General features: G+C 41.8%; 21 protein-coding genes. 4 read left to right on the top strand and 17 right to left on the bottom strand.

Annotated features, from left to right (window positions below; translation table 11 throughout):
- Positions 1–5 precede the first annotated feature (5 nt).
- The 8 genes from atpE to OCV43_RS08105 all read right to left on the bottom strand — a co-directional run bounded on the left by atpE (position 6) and on the right by OCV43_RS08105 (position 5,174).
- Positions 6–260, bottom strand: coding sequence for an ATP synthase F0 subunit C (atpE, locus tag OCV43_RS08140; protein ID WP_007890533.1), 255 nt, complete (start codon positions 258–260; stop codon positions 6–8).
- 25 nt (positions 261–285) lie between these two features.
- Positions 286–972: a F0F1 ATP synthase subunit A gene (gene atpB, locus OCV43_RS08135; protein WP_117698891.1), complete on the bottom strand. Its 687-nt coding sequence runs from the start codon at positions 970–972 to the stop codon at positions 286–288.
- Positions 973–1,051: 79 nt separating this feature from the next.
- Positions 1,052–1,459: a hypothetical protein gene (locus tag OCV43_RS08130; RefSeq protein ID WP_022242838.1), complete on the bottom strand. Its 408-nt coding sequence runs from the start codon at positions 1,457–1,459 to the stop codon at positions 1,052–1,054.
- Positions 1,440–1,652: an AtpZ/AtpI family protein gene (locus OCV43_RS14010; protein WP_262623840.1), complete on the bottom strand. Its 213-nt coding sequence runs from the start codon at positions 1,650–1,652 to the stop codon at positions 1,440–1,442. The genes OCV43_RS08130 and OCV43_RS14010 overlap by 20 nt, the downstream gene beginning before the upstream one ends.
- Before the next feature lie 294 nt (positions 1,653–1,946).
- Entirely contained in the window at positions 1,947–2,432 is a 486-nt protein-coding gene (locus tag OCV43_RS08120) for a deoxycytidylate deaminase (protein WP_022242836.1), read from the bottom strand.
- Positions 2,433–3,023: 591 nt separating this feature from the next.
- Positions 3,024–3,653, bottom strand: coding sequence for a uracil phosphoribosyltransferase (gene upp, locus OCV43_RS08115; RefSeq protein ID WP_022242835.1), 630 nt, complete (start codon positions 3,651–3,653; stop codon positions 3,024–3,026).
- 1 nt (position 3,654) lies between these two features.
- Positions 3,655–4,113, bottom strand: coding sequence for an arsenate reductase/protein-tyrosine-phosphatase family protein (locus tag OCV43_RS08110; RefSeq protein WP_022242834.1), 459 nt, complete (start codon positions 4,111–4,113; stop codon positions 3,655–3,657).
- An 11-nt stretch (positions 4,114–4,124) separates the two neighbouring features.
- Positions 4,125–5,174, bottom strand: a complete 1,050-nt coding sequence (locus tag OCV43_RS08105; RefSeq protein ID WP_117841860.1) for an L-threonylcarbamoyladenylate synthase — start codon at positions 5,172–5,174, stop codon at positions 4,125–4,127.
- Between the two features lie 172 nt (positions 5,175–5,346).
- Here OCV43_RS08105 and OCV43_RS08100 point away from each other — a divergent pair, with 172 nt between their 5' ends.
- Positions 5,347–6,387 (top strand): aldose epimerase family protein, encoded by a 1,041-nt coding sequence (locus OCV43_RS08100; protein ID WP_022242832.1) that lies wholly within the window; start codon positions 5,347–5,349, stop codon positions 6,385–6,387.
- Between the two features lie 84 nt (positions 6,388–6,471).
- On the opposite strand, the gene OCV43_RS08095 is transcribed toward OCV43_RS08100, so the two are convergent.
- From OCV43_RS08095 to OCV43_RS08080, 4 genes are all read right to left on the bottom strand, one after another.
- Entirely contained in the window at positions 6,472–7,230 is a 759-nt protein-coding gene (locus OCV43_RS08095; protein ID WP_262623816.1) for an N-acetylmuramoyl-L-alanine amidase, read from the bottom strand.
- 151 nt (positions 7,231–7,381) lie between these two features.
- Positions 7,382–9,205: a glycosyl hydrolase family 18 protein gene (locus OCV43_RS08090; protein ID WP_262623815.1), complete on the bottom strand. Its 1,824-nt coding sequence runs from the start codon at positions 9,203–9,205 to the stop codon at positions 7,382–7,384.
- A 358-nt stretch (positions 9,206–9,563) separates the two neighbouring features.
- Positions 9,564–10,124, bottom strand: a complete 561-nt coding sequence (locus OCV43_RS08085) for a hypothetical protein (RefSeq protein WP_117698869.1) — start codon at positions 10,122–10,124, stop codon at positions 9,564–9,566.
- Positions 10,125–10,130: 6 nt separating this feature from the next.
- On the bottom strand, positions 10,131–11,414 hold the full coding sequence (locus OCV43_RS08080) for a serine/threonine protein kinase (RefSeq protein WP_227710476.1): 1,284 nt from the start codon (positions 11,412–11,414) through the stop codon (positions 10,131–10,133).
- A 227-nt stretch (positions 11,415–11,641) separates the two neighbouring features.
- Between OCV43_RS08080 and OCV43_RS08075 the strand changes: the two genes are divergently transcribed.
- Positions 11,642–12,424, top strand: coding sequence for an adaptor protein MecA (locus OCV43_RS08075; protein WP_118057758.1), 783 nt, complete (start codon positions 11,642–11,644; stop codon positions 12,422–12,424).
- Between the two features lie 90 nt (positions 12,425–12,514).
- Here the strand turns inward: OCV43_RS08075 and OCV43_RS08070 are convergent, their stop codons facing one another.
- A complete protein-coding gene (locus tag OCV43_RS08070; RefSeq protein ID WP_022242565.1) occupies positions 12,515–12,724 on the bottom strand; it encodes a DUF1858 domain-containing protein in 210 nt (69 codons plus the stop codon).
- Positions 12,725–12,942: 218 nt separating this feature from the next.
- Between OCV43_RS08070 and OCV43_RS08065 the strand changes: the two genes are divergently transcribed.
- Positions 12,943–13,113: a DUF362 domain-containing protein gene (locus tag OCV43_RS08065; RefSeq protein ID WP_022242564.1), complete on the top strand. Its 171-nt coding sequence runs from the start codon at positions 12,943–12,945 to the stop codon at positions 13,111–13,113.
- A 108-nt stretch (positions 13,114–13,221) separates the two neighbouring features.
- On the opposite strand, the gene OCV43_RS08060 is transcribed toward OCV43_RS08065, so the two are convergent.
- Positions 13,222–13,803, bottom strand: a complete 582-nt coding sequence (locus tag OCV43_RS08060) for a MerR family transcriptional regulator (RefSeq protein ID WP_022242563.1) — start codon at positions 13,801–13,803, stop codon at positions 13,222–13,224.
- A 112-nt stretch (positions 13,804–13,915) separates the two neighbouring features.
- On the bottom strand, positions 13,916–14,692 hold the full coding sequence (locus OCV43_RS08055) for a hypothetical protein (RefSeq protein ID WP_262623814.1): 777 nt from the start codon (positions 14,690–14,692) through the stop codon (positions 13,916–13,918).
- A 416-nt stretch (positions 14,693–15,108) separates the two neighbouring features.
- Here OCV43_RS08055 and OCV43_RS08050 point away from each other — a divergent pair, with 416 nt between their 5' ends.
- Positions 15,109–15,474, top strand: a complete 366-nt coding sequence (locus tag OCV43_RS08050) for a zinc ribbon domain-containing protein (protein ID WP_118639457.1) — start codon at positions 15,109–15,111, stop codon at positions 15,472–15,474.
- 130 nt (positions 15,475–15,604) lie between these two features.
- Here the strand turns inward: OCV43_RS08050 and OCV43_RS08045 are convergent, their stop codons facing one another.
- Together OCV43_RS08045 and dnaB are read right to left on the bottom strand one after the other, a co-directional pair.
- Positions 15,605–16,597, bottom strand: a complete 993-nt coding sequence (locus tag OCV43_RS08045; protein ID WP_227710481.1) for a Fic family protein — start codon at positions 16,595–16,597, stop codon at positions 15,605–15,607.
- Positions 16,598–16,754: 157 nt separating this feature from the next.
- Positions 16,755–18,086, bottom strand: coding sequence for a replicative DNA helicase (dnaB, locus tag OCV43_RS08040; RefSeq protein WP_262623813.1), 1,332 nt, complete (start codon positions 18,084–18,086; stop codon positions 16,755–16,757).
- Position 18,087 lies beyond the last annotated feature (1 nt).

Raw genomic sequence — 18,087 nt, 5'->3', positions numbered from 1 at the left:
GCACTTTATACCAGTGGTTTTACGAAAAGCAGAAGCATTGCAATCAACAGACCATAAAGACCGGTAGTCTCTGCTACTGCCTGTCCAAGAAGCATGGTTGACATAATATCTCCTTTTGCTCCCGGGTTACGGCCTACAGCTGCTGCTGCGTGTCCTGCTGCAATACCCTGTCCAATACCAGGTCCGATACCTGCGATAACTGCAAGTCCTGCACCAATTGCTGAGCATGCTAAAATTAAATCCTGTCCTGTAATGTTCATAATTATAAATCCTCCTTATACTGTTCTATTCTGTTTCCATCTGCTGGTTCACATATGTCATAGTCAACATACAGAATACATACGTCTGAATTGCTCCTGAGAACAAATCAAAGTACACATGAAGCGCTGCCGGCCAGACAATTGCAATCTTGGACAACAGTCCATAGACCAATGCCATCATTACGGTTCCTGATAATACGTTTGCAAACAAACGAAGTGACAGGGAAATCGGCACGGCAATCTCGCTGATGATATTGATTGGCAGCCACAGTGGCAGCCATGGTGGTAACGGCGAACACATATCTTCCCAGATTTTCTTTGGTTTCTGGTACTTTATCTGACAGATATGGATAAGCGAAAAGGTGATAAGTCCCAACGCCAGTGTCGTTCCATAATCTGCGGTAGGCGGTCTTAGCCCGAATAATCCAGATATATTACTCATGAGAATAAAGATAAAAATGGTGCTGATGTAATTCACCAGCTTCGGTGCATTTTTCCCCATGACACCGTCAACCACGCCATCTAATTTTTCCACCATAAGTTCTACTACATTCTGAAATCCGCCCGGTACCTCCGTTGCCGCTTTCATCTTATGCTTTACAATAAACGAAAAGGCAATCAGTATCAGCATGATTATCAGAATACATACATGAGAAGTAGTAATCCATACCTCATGTCCGAAAATCTTATAGGAAAACAGTCCATGAATCATAAAATCTATATCCTGGGCACCCGCTGCTAAAATTCCGTTATCCACGCTTTCACCTCCTTATATTATATTTTTCTTCACCCTAAGAAGATTCATCACCTCTCCCTAAAAGTTTTAAAATTACTTTATGTGTAAAGGGTTGAACGTAAGCTCCAACCTTCAATCCCATTACTCCCACAAATGCTACAATCACATTGCCTATTTCAAAGTATGCCGTAGCAAAAAAGACTGCTACAACTACGAGATACCGCAGCACATACTGCAATGCAATCCGTCTTGTCCTTCCGGATTCTGCCATATCCATACTGTCCCGCAGAACCACTGCCATATGGATTGCCATTCCGATTGCGGTTGCTGCTCCAATCAGAAGGCCGTTGGAATATCCCAATTTGTCCTTTACAAACCAGATACCGGTAAATTCCACCACAATTTCGTATATAAGGATTCCCAGAATCAATTCCGGTAATGCATCATTTATCCTTTTTAACATCTGATTTAACCTTTCCCGTGTCTTTTTTCTGCCAAAGCCTCTGTGCCATCCGGTAGCAATTCTGGAATCCCGCTGCCGCCCCAAGGAAAAAAAGCAGAATCACCAGCCACGGATGCCCGTATCTTCGGTAAATAAAAACCCCGAGTCCAACACATAAAAAAATAGGAACTATCATGTTGATACCGAACTGCATGATTAAAATCAAGGAATCATACACTTTATTTCTGTTCTTCATGAATAGCTCCTTCCCTTACATTTTCGTGAAACGCTCTGCAAAACGTGTCAGCACGATGACTCGCTTACGCTCATTATATCATTTTTGAGGAAATTGTCTATAAATATTTTATGAAAAATGTCTATAAATCAGCTTTATGATTTTACAATTTTACATAATTTTAACAAATATTACCAGCGGGTTTTTCCCGCACCTTCGTCATTTGTTCAATTGGTTGTAAACCTCTGCCATTGTTCGTTATTTCTCCAGTCGTTACAGGGTAATATTTATTTCCCGGTTGGTGTGGGTGTACTGATAGTAGCGCACGCCTGCCGCATCTAACATCCGTTTGGAAGCAATAACTGCCGGTGTATTCTGGTACTTGTCACTGTCATATACGATAGTCTTGATTCCAGCCTGAATGATTGCCTTGGCGCACTCATTACAAGGGAACAGGGACACATACATTTTCGCTCCCTCCAATGAACCACCCCGGTAATTTAAGATGGCATTCAGTTCGCTGTGTGTCGTATAAAAGTATTTATTCTCAAGCGGTGCACCTTCTCTTACCCATGGAAATTCATCATCGGAGCAGCCCTTCGGCAGTCCGTTGTATCCCATGGAAAGAATCTTGTTATCCTCACTGACAATGCAGGCTCCCACCTGTGTATTCGGGTCCTTGGAGCGCATTCCGGATAACATTGCCACGCCCATAAAATATTCATCCCAACTAATATAGTCTTCCCGTTTCTGGCTCATTTTATTTCCTCCTTGCTGCGGTTTTTTACATTTTCTTTTATTTCACTTTTCATTATTTCTGCTTCGCATTTTATTATCATTATGCTGCTATTTTTCTGTTGCTATTTTACCATATTTTTTTATGGTTTTATACGGTTTCTGTGAGATTTTCATGGAAATGACACAGTTCTTAAATTCAAAGAAGCGATGGACTCGTTTTTCGATAAGCAGATAAACAGTAAGCTTGTCAGGAAGCCTGATGAGTTTCTTAACGGTGTATTTGGCTCAATAGAATATTTGATTGCCACTTGATGGGCGAAGCCCGCTTCCTTCACTTGGGATACATGATAAAGGCTGTTAGGGGCACTTGGAATTTCGTCTGTTTCTAGGCAACACCGGCACAGGGATGTGCCGGTGAGGTGCAGATGAACATGGATGTGAATTTGCACCGGTTGCCGGAATAGACTGTATCTTTTTCGAAATTCTTAGTGTCCCTTGCAGGCTTTATGCCGTATTCAAAGTGAAGGATGTGGACTGCGCCAGACAGTAATGTAAAAAAGGTTCTCAAGCCTTTCAACTTAAGAACCCTTCACATTTCATATATCTTCGAACTTATTTTGTTCCGAATATTCTGTCTCCTGCATCACCAAGTCCTGGTACGATATAGCAGTGCTCATTCAATTTCTTATCTAATGCTCCGATATAAATGTCTACGTCCGGATGTGCTTCCTGCATTGCCTTTACACCTTCCGGTGCTGCAATGATGCACATAAACCGGATATTCTTTACACCTCTGTCTTTTAACATCTGGATAGCTGCTATAGAAGAACCACCGGTTGCCAGCATCGGGTCTACAACAAATACTTCACGCTCATCGCAATCCTCTGGAAGCTTGCAGTAATATTCTACCGGTTTTAATGTCTGTGGGTCACGGTAAAGTCCGATGTGTCCGACTTTTGCTGCAGGAATCATTGCAAGCATTCCGTCTACCATTCCAAGACCTGCACGCAGGATTGGTACTACTGCCAGTTTCTTTCCTTTTAACTCTTTTACAGTTGTCTTGCAGATTGGAGTCTCAATTTCGATATCGGTAAGTTTCAAATCCCTGGTTGCCTCGTAGCACATTAACATAGCGATTTCGCTGATTAATGTACGGAACTCCTTAGAACCCGTTTCTTTTCTTCTTATCCAGCCGATTTTATGCTGAATCAGTGGATGATCCATTACAAATACTTTTGACATATCATTCTCCTTCGTTTAATAATTTTACTAATTTTTTTATACTCTTATTCATGGTCTCAAAGCAAAGCCCGTATGACTGAAGTGTGCCGCCGTAAGGGTCTAGGATTTCCAGTTCATCCCCTACTAACTCTGTCAGTACCTGGACATTTTCTTCCTTCGCCTCTGGAAACATTTCCAATAATTTCTGTCTCTGCTGTGCTTCCATTGTAAGCACCAATGTATCTTCGCCAAAATCCCCTGCTGTAATCTGGCTTGACATAAAACCTTCCAAGTTAATGCCATTGCTTATCATAACAGCTTCTGCCTTCTGATTCAGTGGTTCCGGGAATAATACCACAAGGCCTCTCACCAACACTTCTACCGGATGATTCAGGGAATATTCCCGAAAAATACCGGCCGCCATGGGTGCCCTGCATGTTCCGCTTTCCGCCACGAATACAATGCGATTGTATGGCTTCATAAAAACCTCCTCTAAACTGTAATCACCTGATGTCCTGCAGCCTTCAGCAGACGATTCATAATTGCCTGCCCAATACGCGGAGTTGCAAAACTCTCAGAGTAAATAATATCTACTTCTTTCTCATCAAAGTCCCGCAACAGTTTATACAAATGCTTTGCAATTGCATCCTCATCACTGCGTGCACCAATACTTACCACTTCGCCTTCCGGATAACGGTCTATCGTTTCGTCTGTTCCGATGATTCCTACCTTCTTCCCCAGTAGAACCGCTTCCTTTGCCAAAGCATTAATCTTTGCTACTACCTTCTCTTCTTCTCCGTCTACCAGAATCAAATCTGCTTTCGGTGCATAATGCTTATATTTCATTCCCGGTGCTTTCGGCTTCTGCAGCGAATCCGAAGCAATAATTCCAGGATCCATTTTCACTTCCCCGATTACCTTTTCTAACATTTTCGGTGTAATATAGCCCGGTCTTAAAATCATTGGTATGTCTTCTGTCAGATCAACAATCGTGGATTCAATTCCAATTCCCACAGGACCCCCATCCAGTATCATCGGAATTCTGCCATCCATATCAAATGCTACATGCTCTGCCAGAGTCGGACTCGGTTTACCGGATGTATTGGCACTCGGTGCTGCAATATATCCACCGCTTCTCCTGATCAGTTCCAGTGCAACCGGGTGATTTGGCATGCGGACTGCCACCGTATCCATCCCCCCTGTAGTTTCATATGGAACCTTATCATTCTTGCGCACAATCATGGTCAGCGGCCCCGGCCAGAATGCATCTGCAAGTTTCTTTGCTTCTTCCGGCATCTCCTGTGCGATTTTCTCCATGTCTGAAAATTCTGCCACATGAACAATCAAAGGATTATCAGATGGTCTTCCCTTTGCCGCATAAATTTTCTTCGATGCCTCTGCACTCAGTGCATCTGCGCCCAGTCCATATACCGTCTCAGTTGGAAATGCCACCAGCCCGCCATCCCGGATAATTGCGGCTGCACGTTCCAGTGCTTCTGTATCCATATTATTCTGATCTATTTTTATCACTTCTGTTTTCATAACGCCTATTATATCACGTTCCCTTTATGTGTTCAAGAACTGGAATTGTTTTCAAAATCCATTTTCGTCGAAAATCGAAATCACCCGAAAACCGCACTTCCTACTTGCTATGTAGACCTAAGTGTGGCATAATCAGTATGTTCACTAGAATATTATGGAAAGGAGTTTCCAGATGAAAATTACAAAAAACGAATTTGGCATGACCAAAGATAATCAGCCGATTTCCCTTTATACTATTGAAAATGCATCCGGCGCTTCCGTTACACTTTCGGATTATGGATGCCGTATTATTAAGATTATGGTTCCGAATAAAGAGGGAAAACTGACCGATGTAATTTTAGGCTTAATGAATGCCGATGAGTATCTTGCTGATGATGCCAGCCTGGGAGCTGTTGTCGGTCGATGCGCCAACCGTATCGCCAAAGGGCACTTTACCTTAAATGATAAAGAATACAATCTTGCCATTAATAATGGGCCAAACCACCTGCATGGTGGTCCTACGGGATTTGCCCAGCGTGTATGGACCGGAAAAGTTACAGACGATAAAGTTACATTTACCCGCATTTCTCCGGATGGGGAAGAAGGATATCCGGGCAATCTTACAGTTTCCGTTACTTATGGATGGTCTGAGGACAATGAATTATCTATTGTTTATGAGGCATCCTGTGATCAGGATACCGTATTCTCTGTAACCAGCCACGGTTACTTCAATCTGAATGGTGAAGGAAACGGTACTGTATTAGATCAGGAATTACGCATTGATGCAGATGCAATTACAGAACTGGATGATACGCAGTGTCCTACCGGCGCATTTCTCTCTGTAGAAGGAAGTCCATTTGATTTCCGTGAGATGAAAAAAATCGGTGACGGCATTCACTGTGACAATGCCCAGTTAAAATTAGGCGGCACTTACGACCACAACTTTGTAATCAATGGCGACGGCTTAAGAGAGGCAGCTGTTTTACAGTCTAAGGAAAGCGGCATTCGATTGACCTGCTTTACCGACCAGCCGGGTGTGCAGCTCTATGTTCCTTGCTATACCCTTCATCAGAAAGGAATTGATGGCAAAGATTATCCGCCATATTCCGCAGTATGTTTAGAGACACAGCATTATCCAAATGCAATTAATATCGAACATTTCCCTTCTGTTGTTTTAAAAGCAGGCGAGAATTTCCGTTCCAAGACACTCTATCATTTTTCTGTGATGGGCTAAACCCGGAAAATATAAGAAAGCAAAAGATTCCAGACCATTATGGCTGGAATCTTTTTTGTAATCTTTCTTTATTTCTGATGCATTTCAATGCTGTTTCGTTTTCTGTTTTTCTGTATCTGCAGTCTCATTACTCAAGCCGGCTTCTTCCGTATCTACTGTTTCATTGCCCAGACAGTCTAGAATTCCATCCGCAATGGCCTCTGCCACTGCCTCCTGATATTCCCCGGTAGATAATTTCGCGGCCTCCTCGGAATTACTTAAGAAGCCGCATTCTACGATTACCGTAGGATATGCCGTTTTTTTCAGGAGATAATAACTCTCATTGGCTTTTGCTTCCCGCTTATTTTCCGTATCCAGATGCGACCGCAGGCTTTCCTGCATAATCCCGGCAATTTTTCTGCCCTCCTCGGACTGTCCAAAATAGAAGCACTGGGCTCCGCTTATGGACTCTTCCGTATAACTGTTCTGATGGACACTTATGGTAAATAACGGCTTCGCCTCATCAATCAGCCGGCAGCGGTTACGCATATCTGCCACCTTTTTGCTGCCGCTCTCCCCTTTATCAAGACTTTCGTCTGTCTCCCGGGTCAGAATCACTGTTATATTTTCTTTTTCCAGACGGGCTTTTACCTTCTTTGCAATGGCAAGGTTAATGTCCTTTTCCAGTTCGCCGTGAATCCCGATTTTGCCCGGGTCATCACCGCCATGGCCTGCGTCCACAACGATACATGGCTTTTCTTCTGCCGCCCGCATGCTGCTTACCAGCACTGCTCCTTCTTTTGATAACAGGCATACTGCCACCAGTAGAAGAACTGCCATATATAATTCCATTCTTTTTTTCAAACCACACTTCCTAATTCTTTTCTTTATAATAAATATGAAAGTGCCGGCTCAATTATCCTGTTTTATCTGTTAATCTACTTTAAACTTCGCAATTTCTTCGGAAATATCCATAACAACTTTTTCATGGGCCTCTCCTTTGCGGTTTTACACTTTAGTTATTTGTATATTTTATAATGGTATCCCAGATGCTGTCTGTCTCAAAGCCAAGCTTCCAGAAAGATATTCCCGCAAGTTTATTTGACTTCATGACTTCTAACTTCTTCTCAAGGGAAGCTGCGTCTTCTATCCAGACTTTATAGGTAACCCCATCATTTACATATTCTGCGTAATTCTGCCCATCTTCTTCCGACCAGGTCGGCGTTGCTCCATTTAATTCCAGACGTTTCTGTACCGTATCCATACCAACAGCTTCGCTGGTCAAATCATATGGTACATAATCCTCTGCTGCTGCAGCTGTTGTATCTTCTTCATCATCTGCCTTTGGTGTCTCTGCCCATATTCTTGTATAGAACGGACATCCCAGAATGATCTGGTCTGCAGGTACTTCCTTTAAGGTATCGGCTACTCCGTTGGTTACAAATCCAATGGATGCAACAGATCCTTCATCTGAACCAGCATAATGCTCATCATATCCCATAATCACTACATAATCAGCAAAATTTGCCTGTTCTTCCCGGTCATAAAATGCGGTATAAGCACTCGGCACATAGTTGTCCACGGATAATACCACGCCGTTGTTTGCACATTTTAAGGAAAGTTCGCGGATAAACTGGATATAGCTGTCTCCCACTGCTTCACTGTTTAAGGATTCAAAATCCAGATTGATTCCATCCAAATCGTACTGGATTGCTGCTGAAATAATCTGATTGACCAGATACTGTCTGGTAGAGGTATGGGTCAGAACAGCAGCTGTGTCCACTTCTTTATTTTCAAGATTGCTTACCAGTCCCCAGACCTCAATATTATTCTGATGGCAGTAGTTTACATAATCCAGCGATGCAAGGTTTGCAATGTTACCGTTATTATCATTTAAGTAGAACCAGGTCGGTGCGATTACATTGATTCCTTTGGTATTCTGCAATACCGTTGCAATGGTGCTGTTGGCATCCTTTGTTGTCACCTGATGCCATGCCATTTCTATGGTAAAGTCCTTGGAAATATGGGTAAATTCCGGCTCTGTAAAATCATTGTTCAAGGTTTCCGTGGTTACTTTTCCTACGAATTTATTCTTAAGGTATCCGATAACACCATCTTCTGTCATGGCTTTTGTCCAGCTGTCACCTGCATCCAAAATTGTCAGGGTCTCACCTTTTTCTAAATCTTTCACGATCGGACTCTTGATACCGCCCTTTAAACGAAGCTGTGTTGCCTTCTTCGCCGGTGCTGTATCCACATCCCCCCACACGGTATTGATTACGGTACGATTCGGGTCTTCATATACTTCGTGGGTAATATTGGTATACTGCTCTACGAAATCAAGTGCAAGATACATGGTATTGCTGTCATTCCGGACAATTGTATAATCTGCACTCTGATTTTCCTTCCCTACCTGATAAGTATTGCTGCCTGCTGCCACGGTAACGAGATTATCCGGCAGTGTATAAAGCAATACATTTTCATTGGCATCCCAGTAAAAACGGTCATTGAAGCGGTCATGTACCGTTTCATAATCCACATATACTTCGCCGTCTATATATTTACCCGGTGTTTCTAACACTTCATGATCCACTACCAGCGAAATATCATCATCCGCCTGTAAATGATAATATTCTGTCATATCCTGATGCTCTTTACTCGGAATATATTTCTGAATAATTTTCGTTCCTACGGCAATCAGCAGCACCAGTAATATCAATACGATTACCACAATAACCGGTGCTAATTTCGTGTTTTTTCTGTTCCGTCTGCGGTTCCGGTTTCTGTTTCTATTTCTATTTCCATTTGTCGGTCTGTTCGTTCGCTGCGTTCTCTCCAAGCCTGCGTCCTCCTGTACTTTACTGTTCTATTTTCTTATGGTTTTCCATTTTTGTTTTCTTTGCCATAAGCATACGTCATTGATGGGAAAATTTCAAGTAAAAACCACCTGGAAACACGCTTTGCGAGTTTTCCGCGTAAAAAGAGGCACAGACTATAATTTTTGTCTGTGCCTCTTACCTTTCTTTTTCTTTACATTGTGCTGCATTCTGCAGCGGTGTGAGTAAGCATTCAGGGTAACCTTCTCACATCAAAAGCATATATTTCTATTTATTCATCTTTTTTGTTTTTGGTTTCTGTTAAATTTACATGCCTGCTTTCTACTTTCCTTTTCCAAAAGGATAAGCGTTCGTGATATGTTAAACTAAAGTTTTTAAAAACAGGCGCTCTGCTTCTTTTAAATGAAGCGGGTCCTCCATAAAAGGAAGGGTATGGATTGGTATGCGGTATTGTTTCTGAAAATCTTTTTTATCTTTTTTCATCCCAAACTGTGCCAGAAACGTCACGTTATCCAAACACTTTTCCTCTTCCCATATGACGGACATAAAATACTCTAATTCCTTTCGTTTCCATGGACTTAAGGAAACCAGAATCAGCTTCCGGTCACAGCGCAAGAATTCCCGACGAATCCTGTAAAACTCACTTCCGCCGTCTATGATGTAATATTCATAGCCCTGTCGGATATATTCCGGCATATTATCACTTCCCGCATTTGCAAAATAGTGTTTTCTGTCCGGCCGCCCCCATTTACCCTGCTGCTGTTTCTGCAGTTCTTCCAATTCGTGATTTCCACTTAATTCCACCAATGCCGTGTGACTTTTCAGGCAGTCCGCACAGTAATGGGTCAGCGCAGTGCACAGATGCGTCACACCCACGCCCTGCTGCACACCAAATATTCCGATACTTTTTCTTTCTTCCATGGTTTGTTATCTTCTCCCTTCTTTCGAAAGCATTTGTGTGAAGAATGCTTCCTTTTCTCTGCCACCATCAAATGGCATTGTGTCCCTCGGATAACAGTACACTTCTCTTCCGATGAAAGCTGCAAATTCTCTCGCCTCCATGGGGCTACTGTGATTACAGATAATTTTAAGATTTGGTACACAACGTAACGTTTGCCAGGCTTTCATGGAAGCCTCCCGCTTCCACAAAGACAGATTCACTACGAGTACTGTAATCTCAGCCTCTTCCATGCAGGCTTCTTCCACTGCAGCTCCATAATCGAAAATGAGTGTGTCTTCCCCGCTGCCAATTGACTCACTTCCCCGGAAATTCCGGCAGATGACGATATCTTCTTCGCACTCTGCCTCACGGCTCCGCCCAATTTGTTCCACCACATTACTTATCTTTTCCCTCTTTTCGGACCGAATTTCCCGATACAGGGCATTTGCGCCCCCCGCATTAAAAAATGAAGTCAGTGCAATGGCTATATGGGTGGTTCCGACTCCGGATTCTGCCCCCACAACAGATATGCTTTTTAAGAGATGCTCTTTCCGATTCCCCTTCTGCTTTAACGCACGGGTCAGTGCCTGTTGTAATTCCCCGGCGCTTTTGTAACGCTTGTTTGGATTTTTTCTTGTGGCTTTTTGTGCGATATGCCGGAATGCCGGGCTGCTTTTGTGGGAATGCTTCTTAATATAAAGTGAAAAAATAGCCCCGATTGCATAAATATCGCTTACTGTATGCAGTTCATATTCCCCGTACTGCTCCGGTGCCGCAAAACCTTTTGTTCCATAGTTCTGATAATTTTTTCCACGACTGGTAATATATGATGCAATTCCAAAATCGATTAATTTTACCTGATTACCACATACTATAATGTGTGACGGTTTTAAATCCTGATGTAATACCGGAAATGGTTTCTGGCTGTGCAGGAATGAAACGATTCCGCAAAGCTGTATGCCAATCTGTATCATATACTCCTGGGAAACTGACGTATTCCAAAGCAACTTCTCTAACGATTCCCCTTCAACATATTCCTCAATGATATAATAAAAGGCTTCATCTTCCTCTATATCATATACAATTGGAATTCCGGGATGTCGTAACTTAGCGAGAATGTTCGCTTCAGAAAGAATTGAAGACGGCATAGAACGTGTCTTTGAAATACACTTTATTGCACGATATGTCTCCAACTTCAGATGTCTGGCAAGATACACCTTTCCTGCTGCGCCGCTTCCTAACTCCGACAACAGCTCGTATCTGTCAAACAAAATTTGTGTTTCTATATGTTCCGCCCCTTCCTTCTTTCAAAGGAACCGGAACGCATCTCTTGGAATAGTTTATAGCACAAAGCAATTATGCTTTGCAATAGAAAATCTGTTTTTTTAGACTTTTTAGAAAACTTTAATATTTTTTACCGGTTTACAAGTATTTTTCATTCCATTATAATATAGGCGTAAACTTCATACAATTTTCTATAGATAAGGAAGTGATTTTTATGAAAATTGAAAAAGTGAATGACAACCAGATTCGCTGCACACTTACCAGAGCAGACTTAGATGACCGCCATCTGAAGCTGAGTGAGTTAGCATATGGCACGGAGAAAGCAAAGTCCCTGTTTCGTGACATGATGCAGCAGGCGAATTATGAATTTGGATTTGAAGCCGAGGATATGCCTCTTATGATAGAAGCCGTTCCCCTGACACAAGATACAGTATTGCTTATTATTACCAAGGTAGAATACCCGGAAGAGTTAGACACCCGGTTTTCCAAATTTTCAGAGCCGGACGAAAATGAATATCCGGATTTTGCAGATGCAAAGAACACTCCTGCAGCCGGAGCCGATGATATTTTAGGCTTCTTCAAACAGCTTCAGGAGAAGCAGAAGAGCGAACTTGCCAAGTCAGTGAAGGCTGCTGCCCCGGCAGAAGCTCCTGTCAAGAAGGCTGCCACTCCTGCTCCGAAGCCTGTCGTAGAACCGGTGGTAGATATTACCCGGCTGTTCGTCTTCGACAGCTTAGAGAAAATCAGCAATCTTGCCCGTATTTTAAATGGCTTTTATAACGACCGGAATTTCCTTTACAAGAATCCGAATAAGAGTGCCTTTTATCTGGTACTGCACAAGGGACACCATTCTCCGGAAGATTTCAATAAGGTCTGCAACATCTTATCGGAATACGCTTCCACTGAGAAATACAGCCGTGCTTCGCAGGCTTACTTCGATGAGCATTTCCTGCCTCTGATTAAAGAGCAGGCACTGCAGGTACTGGCGGAAATTTAAAAAAGATAAAAAGACCAGAACACACGATATCTTCAAGCCTTACGGCATTCGATTATCGGACTGTTCTGGTCTTTTATTTGTCTCTATTTCTTACTTGCCGTCTTTTGCAAGGAAATCATTGATTTCATCAACTAAAGACTGTGGCTCGATTCCATGAACCATTGCTGCCTGTTCAATTGTCTCCATCTGAGAGGATGGGCATCCTAAGCAGTGCATTCCAATATTTAAAAGAATCGGTGCAATGTTCTCGTCAATCTGAAGTAATTCACCAATCATGGTATCTCCGGTTACCTGTGCCATATTCTTTTCCTCCTTCTTGTTGTCAATGGTGTTATTATAATCCCTCCCGATAAAATATGCAATTAGTTTTCCCTTTTGTCCGTAATTATATACACGATTGCTTTTTCTTTAGTACATGAGGAAGAGGTATTGTAAATCATAATTTTTTGTATTAAAATAATTGCAAGCTAGAATTCTAGCCTATACATTGTTTATTATTTTTAAAGGAGGACGATAAAATGGCATATGTAATTTCTGATTCATGTGTAAGCTGCGGTACTTGCGAAGGTGAATGCCCAGTTGGAGCTATCTCTGCAGGAGATGGAAAATACGAAATCGCTGCTGATACTTGCATCGAGTGTGGAACTTGTGCAGGTGCTTGCCCTACAGGAGCTATCAGCCAGGAATAATTTTCGTACTTAATTCAAAAGAAGCTGTTGGTTTCGCCACACAGCTTCTTTTTTTATGCGAGAAACTCGCAAAGCGTGTTTCTCGTAGTTATGCCCTCATTTGTGAGGCTATGCTTCATTTGGTTTCCATTCCTGTTTCTTATGAAACAGCTTCTTCTCTTTCTTTCCCTTTGCCTTCAGGCTCTGACGAATCAGCTCGTCCAGTTTCTTATAGCGTTCTTCCTCCGCCTCATCCTGTTCCCTCATCAGATAATTCATTTCTTTTAATACATAATCCCGCACCAGTTCGCTGACTTCTTTTCCCAGTGCATGATTGTTTTCTGCAATCGCACCTTTTACAATCTGTGCCATCATATGCTGGAACTGCTCCATCCGCCTTGTGTTGTCCTCTACCTCCGTGGAAAGAGTCTGCTTTGCCGGCTCCGATGCTGCTGTTGCCGCTAATAGCTCCGGTGCATCTTCCCTGCCGCCATTATGTATTAAAAGCTTGATTGCCTTTAACTGATAACCCTGCTCTTTCCATTCTTTTATCTTCATGAATTGCTCAATGTTTTCTTTTGTATAATAACGGTGTCCCATTTCGTTGCGGGGTACCGTAAGTTCTAACTCTTCTTCCCAGTATCTAAGTACATGGGATTCTACATTTACAAGTGCTGCAGCATCTGAAATCATATACCGTTGCTTGTCCATAATTGCTCCTCCTTTGCCACTGCTTCTTCCTTAAAATTATAACGCTGCGGCTTTTGTCAGTGCAATTATTTTCCATCGTATTATTCCGACATATTGTGCATTGTTCGCACAATTATTGACATTTCAGGAAGACTCCTGCAACATGTTTTACCACAATCTGGCTGCCCGCTGTCAATGCATTTCCATCTTCATTCGTGGCTCCGGTCAGCTCCAGTGCATATTGCTTTCCACGTATCATCTGCTGGTCTGCACTCACCATGGTCCCATTTTCGATGGCATAAAATTTCTTATTTTTGCCGGATGCCGGATTGATTCCATTGGAACCGACCTCTACCTCTCCTGCAAGGTTCAGTAAAATGTAATCATCTTCCGGCTCTGCTATCGTATCAAAATCCAATGCATTTACCATTTCCAGTACGGCATCCCACGGCATAGCCTGCATGGTATCTGCTGATTCAGACTCTTTGATTTCCTTTACCTCAACGGATTTTTCCATGCCATCCAATGAAATCTGATATTTTTTATCATTTACTTTATCAAAAATAATGAATTCCGACTTTGCAGCATAACGTCCCAGAAGGTTTCCATCTTTCTCCAGATAAAATGCACCTTCCATTACCTGACAATCATCAGAAACCAAATAGCTGTCCTTTAATACTTTATCGCATTCTTTTAAGACTTCACCAATTCCCATTTGATTTAAAGGAATAGAATCTGATAATCCCGTTATATTATCCACAGAACTATCTTCATCTTTACCAGCATTCTCTTCTTTCTCTATTTCTTCTGATTCTTCACCTTGTTCTTGCTGGGATTCTATTATTTGTCCAATCTGTTCCAGAAAAGAATTATTGTCTTCTATTAACCTTAGATTTGTTGTAGAAACCACTATCTTTTCTCCTAAATAGTTTTTTCCACCACAACCAGATAGAATTGAAATTAGAATAAATACTATTAAAATATTATAATTTTTCATGCACTCACCCCTTCTCTATATATAGAAAACTAATCTATATTTTAGATATAATATTTTTTATGTATTTGTCAAGCCCTATGTGGAGATTTTTTAGGTAACTTTTTATTTCTTTCGGTGCAATTATTTTCGGTGTTCTTACCATCCGCTGTCCTGTCTGCCACCGGCAGTTACATTTAAAAGATATTACGCCGGATGATTTTTGTCCATTCTGTGGGGAAAAGCTTCATATTCTGTCTGGTAATGGGATTTTGATAAAGGAAAATGGATTTGCAGGAATCCGGAAAATGCGTTATGGTATACAAAAGATGCTGGAAGGATGGTTTTGCTTTATGTTTTTTATTATGGGAATTTCAAATGGTGAGAAAAAGCTGGCTTTTGACCAGTTAGAAATATGTAATTGCTGCGGAAAATATGGACATCTGGAAGTGTATATGACTTACATGTTCTTTTCTTTCTTTTTTATTCCGCTGTTTAAATGGAACCGCCACTACTATGTGCGCATGAATTGCTGTAATGCCACCACCGAAATCAGTGCCGACTTAGGCAAGGCAATTGCCAGAGGAGAGGTTACGAAGATTCCGCTTGATACCCTGCATTTTGGTAGATATGAAAATCGTATGAAGCATTGCAGTTACTGTGGATTTACGACAGAAGAAGACTTTCAGTATTGTCCGAAATGCGGACGGGAATTGTAGCGGGGAACTGCGGCGTATAAGGTAGATGTCGCAAGCGACCGCCGCAGGCGCGAGAATGTGCTGAAGCACATTCTTTGATCCAAATACCTGACAATTATAAGAAACTTGCTTTGCTTGTTTTCTCATATTATCAGCTTTTCACATATCTTTGATTTCTGCTGTTCGGTTTATCCGGTATCGTCATCTGAATCAAATTCATTTTAAGTGATGGATGAAGATAATTTCTTCGGAATCCCTCTTTCGAACTTAATCCAAGTTTTTCCATCAACGCTTTGCTTGTATAAGGAACATCATATTCCATAGCTTCAAGCAATTTTTGTACTGCTTCCGGAAGATATTCATTTTTCTCACTAATTTGAACAGAAATATCATCCAGAATTTTATCAATTTGAGCCAGCATAAATTCAATAAAAATTGTAGACTCTCCCGCAACGTGGCACCGGGAAATGGCATCGTAATATTCATCCTGAAACTTCTCAATCTGGCTTTCAATCGGAATATATTCAAACACCGGTTTCCAGTCAGAGAGAATAGCCGTGTGCCACAGTCTTGCCATTCTGCCATTGCCATCCGAAAAAGGGTGGATAAATACAAATTCATAATGAAATACACTACTTAAAATCAGTGGATGTACATTATCCTTCGCTTCTTTCATCCAGGTAAATAACTCATCCATAAGCTGTGGTACAAGTTGTGCCGGTGGAGCCATGAAAATACATTGATTTCCATTAAAGACACCTTCTTCACCGGAACGAAATTCACCGGATTCCTCCACAAGATACTTTGTCATAATTCCATGAAATTGTTTTAACTGTCGAATGTTATAAGGATTAATTTCTGAAAGACGCTCATAAGCAGCATAGGCATTCTTTACTTCCTGAATTTCTCTTTGTTCACCAAATACAGTCTTACCGTTAATTACATCCCGAACCTGTCCAAACGTCAATGAATTGGCTTCAATTTTCAAAGAGGAATGTATCGATTTTATTCTGTTATTCTTTCTCAGGTGCGGTTTTGCTTCAAGATTACTGATTGCTGTTATACGTCCTATCTTTTCGGAAATAGATGCTACATGAGATAATATTTTATTTGTTATAGTAAAAGGCGGTTTATATTTCCCCATACGATACCTCCATTAACTTACATATTATCTTGCGTATTTTCTTCCTCTATTATACGATTTTTACAAAAATATTCAACTTATTTCATCGAAAATTTTCCTTCTACCCATATATATAAAAACCCCGGATGTTGCTTTTTCAGGCAATACCCGGGAATGTTTATTTCTCCATATTGGCAAATCTCGTGTACTGAGGCAGCCATACCAGGTTGACGGTTCCGATAGGACCGTTTCTTTGCTTGGCTACGATGATTTCGGAGATTCCTTTCATTTCACTGTCTTTGTTGTAATAATCATCACGGTAAATGAACATTACAACGTCGGCATCCTGCTCGATAGCTCCGGACTCTCGAAGGTCGGATAACATTGGTCGATGGTCAGGACGCTGTTCTACGGCTCGGCTCAACTGGGACAGTGCCACTACCGGCACATTCAGCTCACGGGCCAGCGCTTTTAAGGAACGGGAAATATCTGAAATTTCCTGCTGACGGGATTCGGAATGTCTGCCGGAGCCGGACATCAACTGTAAGTAGTCGATGATGATTAATTTCAAATCGTACTCTAATTTATATTTGCGGCATTTACTTCTAAGCTCGGATATGGAAATACCCGGCGTATCATCAATGATTAATTTGGAACGGCCTACGTTGCCTGCTCCTTCAATCAGCATTTCCCAGTCTGCATCTGTCAAATTACCGGAACGCAGCTTCTGGGCATCAACTCTTGATTCCAGAGAAAACATACGGTTTACCAACTGTTCCTTACTCATTTCCAGAGAGAATATTGCTGTTGTCTGCTGGGAATGAATGGCTACATACTGTGCGATATTTAATACAAACGCCGTTTTACCCATGGAAGGACGGGCTGCAATCAGAATCAGATCGGAAGGCTGCAGACCTGCCATCTGATAATCCAGATCCACGAAGCCAGTAGCAATTCCGGTTACGGAGCCTTTTTGCTTGGATGCTTTTTCAATCTTATCCAGTGCATTGATTACGACCTGCTTAATCGGGACATAATCTCCGCCGCCACGATTCTGCACCAGATTAAAAATACTCTTCTCGGTATCTGCCAGAATGTCTTCAACACTTTCTTTTCCAAGATAACATTCATCTTCAATGGACTGGGTGGTCTTAATGAGCTTACGCAGAACTGCCTTCTCTTTGACGATATTGGCATAATATTTTACATTGGCGGATGTCGGTACGGATGTTACTAAGTCTCTTACAAATTCCAGGCTGCTGATTTCCGCCGGCACATCCTTTTCTTTTAACTTATTCTGCAATGTAATCAGGTCAACCGGTTCTCCTGCATTAAACAAATCCAGCATGGATTCAAACAGAATTCCATACTGCTTGTGATAGAAATCCTCTTCGATGAGAATCTCTCCGGCTGTCATAATTGCTTCTTTATCCATAATCATGGAACCGATAACTGACTGCTCGGCTTCCAGACTGTTTGGCATAATCCGCTTTACCAGTGCCTCTTCCATG

Origin of the sequence: Roseburia amylophila (assembly GCF_025567465.1) — a bacterium.
Classification (GTDB): domain Bacteria; phylum Bacillota; class Clostridia; order Lachnospirales; family Lachnospiraceae; genus Roseburia_C; species Roseburia_C amylophila.
The sequence above is the reverse complement of the archived record's forward strand: the minus strand, read 5'-3'. Positions and strand labels throughout refer to the sequence as shown.

What these genes read in the sequence shown, in the direction of transcription:
- OCV43_RS08100 (WP_022242832.1), top strand. Translation starts at nt 5,347, where the DNA reads ATGAAAATTACAAAAAACGAATTTGGCATGACCAAAGATAATCAGCCG.
- OCV43_RS08060 (WP_022242563.1), bottom strand. Translation starts at nt 13,803, where the DNA reads ATGGACAAGCAACGGTATATGATTTCAGATGCTGCAGCACTTGTAAAT.
- OCV43_RS08130 (WP_022242838.1), bottom strand. Translation starts at nt 1,459, where the DNA reads ATGTTAAAAAGGATAAATGATGCATTACCGGAATTGATTCTGGGAATC.
- OCV43_RS08075 (WP_118057758.1), top strand. Translation starts at nt 11,642, where the DNA reads ATGAAAATTGAAAAAGTGAATGACAACCAGATTCGCTGCACACTTACC.
- OCV43_RS08120 (WP_022242836.1), bottom strand. Translation starts at nt 2,432, where the DNA reads ATGAGCCAGAAACGGGAAGACTATATTAGTTGGGATGAATATTTTATG.
- OCV43_RS08045 (WP_227710481.1), bottom strand. Translation starts at nt 16,597, where the DNA reads ATGGGGAAATATAAACCGCCTTTTACTATAACAAATAAAATATTATCT.
- dnaB (WP_262623813.1), bottom strand. Translation starts at nt 18,086, where the DNA reads ATGGAAGAGGCACTGGTAAAGCGGATTATGCCAAACAGTCTGGAAGCC.
- OCV43_RS08105 (WP_117841860.1), bottom strand. Translation starts at nt 5,174, where the DNA reads ATGAAAACAGAAGTGATAAAAATAGATCAGAATAATATGGATACAGAA.
- atpB (WP_117698891.1), bottom strand. Translation starts at nt 972, where the DNA reads ATGATTCATGGACTGTTTTCCTATAAGATTTTCGGACATGAGGTATGG.
- atpE (WP_007890533.1), bottom strand. Translation starts at nt 260, where the DNA reads ATGAACATTACAGGACAGGATTTAATTTTAGCATGCTCAGCAATTGGT.
- OCV43_RS08085 (WP_117698869.1), bottom strand. Translation starts at nt 10,124, where the DNA reads ATGGAAGAAAGAAAAAGTATCGGAATATTTGGTGTGCAGCAGGGCGTG.
- OCV43_RS08065 (WP_022242564.1), top strand. Translation starts at nt 12,943, where the DNA reads ATGGCATATGTAATTTCTGATTCATGTGTAAGCTGCGGTACTTGCGAA.
- OCV43_RS08110 (WP_022242834.1), bottom strand. Translation starts at nt 4,113, where the DNA reads ATGAAGCCATACAATCGCATTGTATTCGTGGCGGAAAGCGGAACATGC.
- OCV43_RS08070 (WP_022242565.1), bottom strand. Translation starts at nt 12,724, where the DNA reads ATGGCACAGGTAACCGGAGATACCATGATTGGTGAATTACTTCAGATT.
- OCV43_RS14010 (WP_262623840.1), bottom strand. Translation starts at nt 1,652, where the DNA reads ATGCAGTTCGGTATCAACATGATAGTTCCTATTTTTTTATGTGTTGGA.
- upp (WP_022242835.1), bottom strand. Translation starts at nt 3,653, where the DNA reads ATGTCAAAAGTATTTGTAATGGATCATCCACTGATTCAGCATAAAATC.
- OCV43_RS08050 (WP_118639457.1), top strand. Translation starts at nt 15,109, where the DNA reads ATGTTTTTTATTATGGGAATTTCAAATGGTGAGAAAAAGCTGGCTTTT.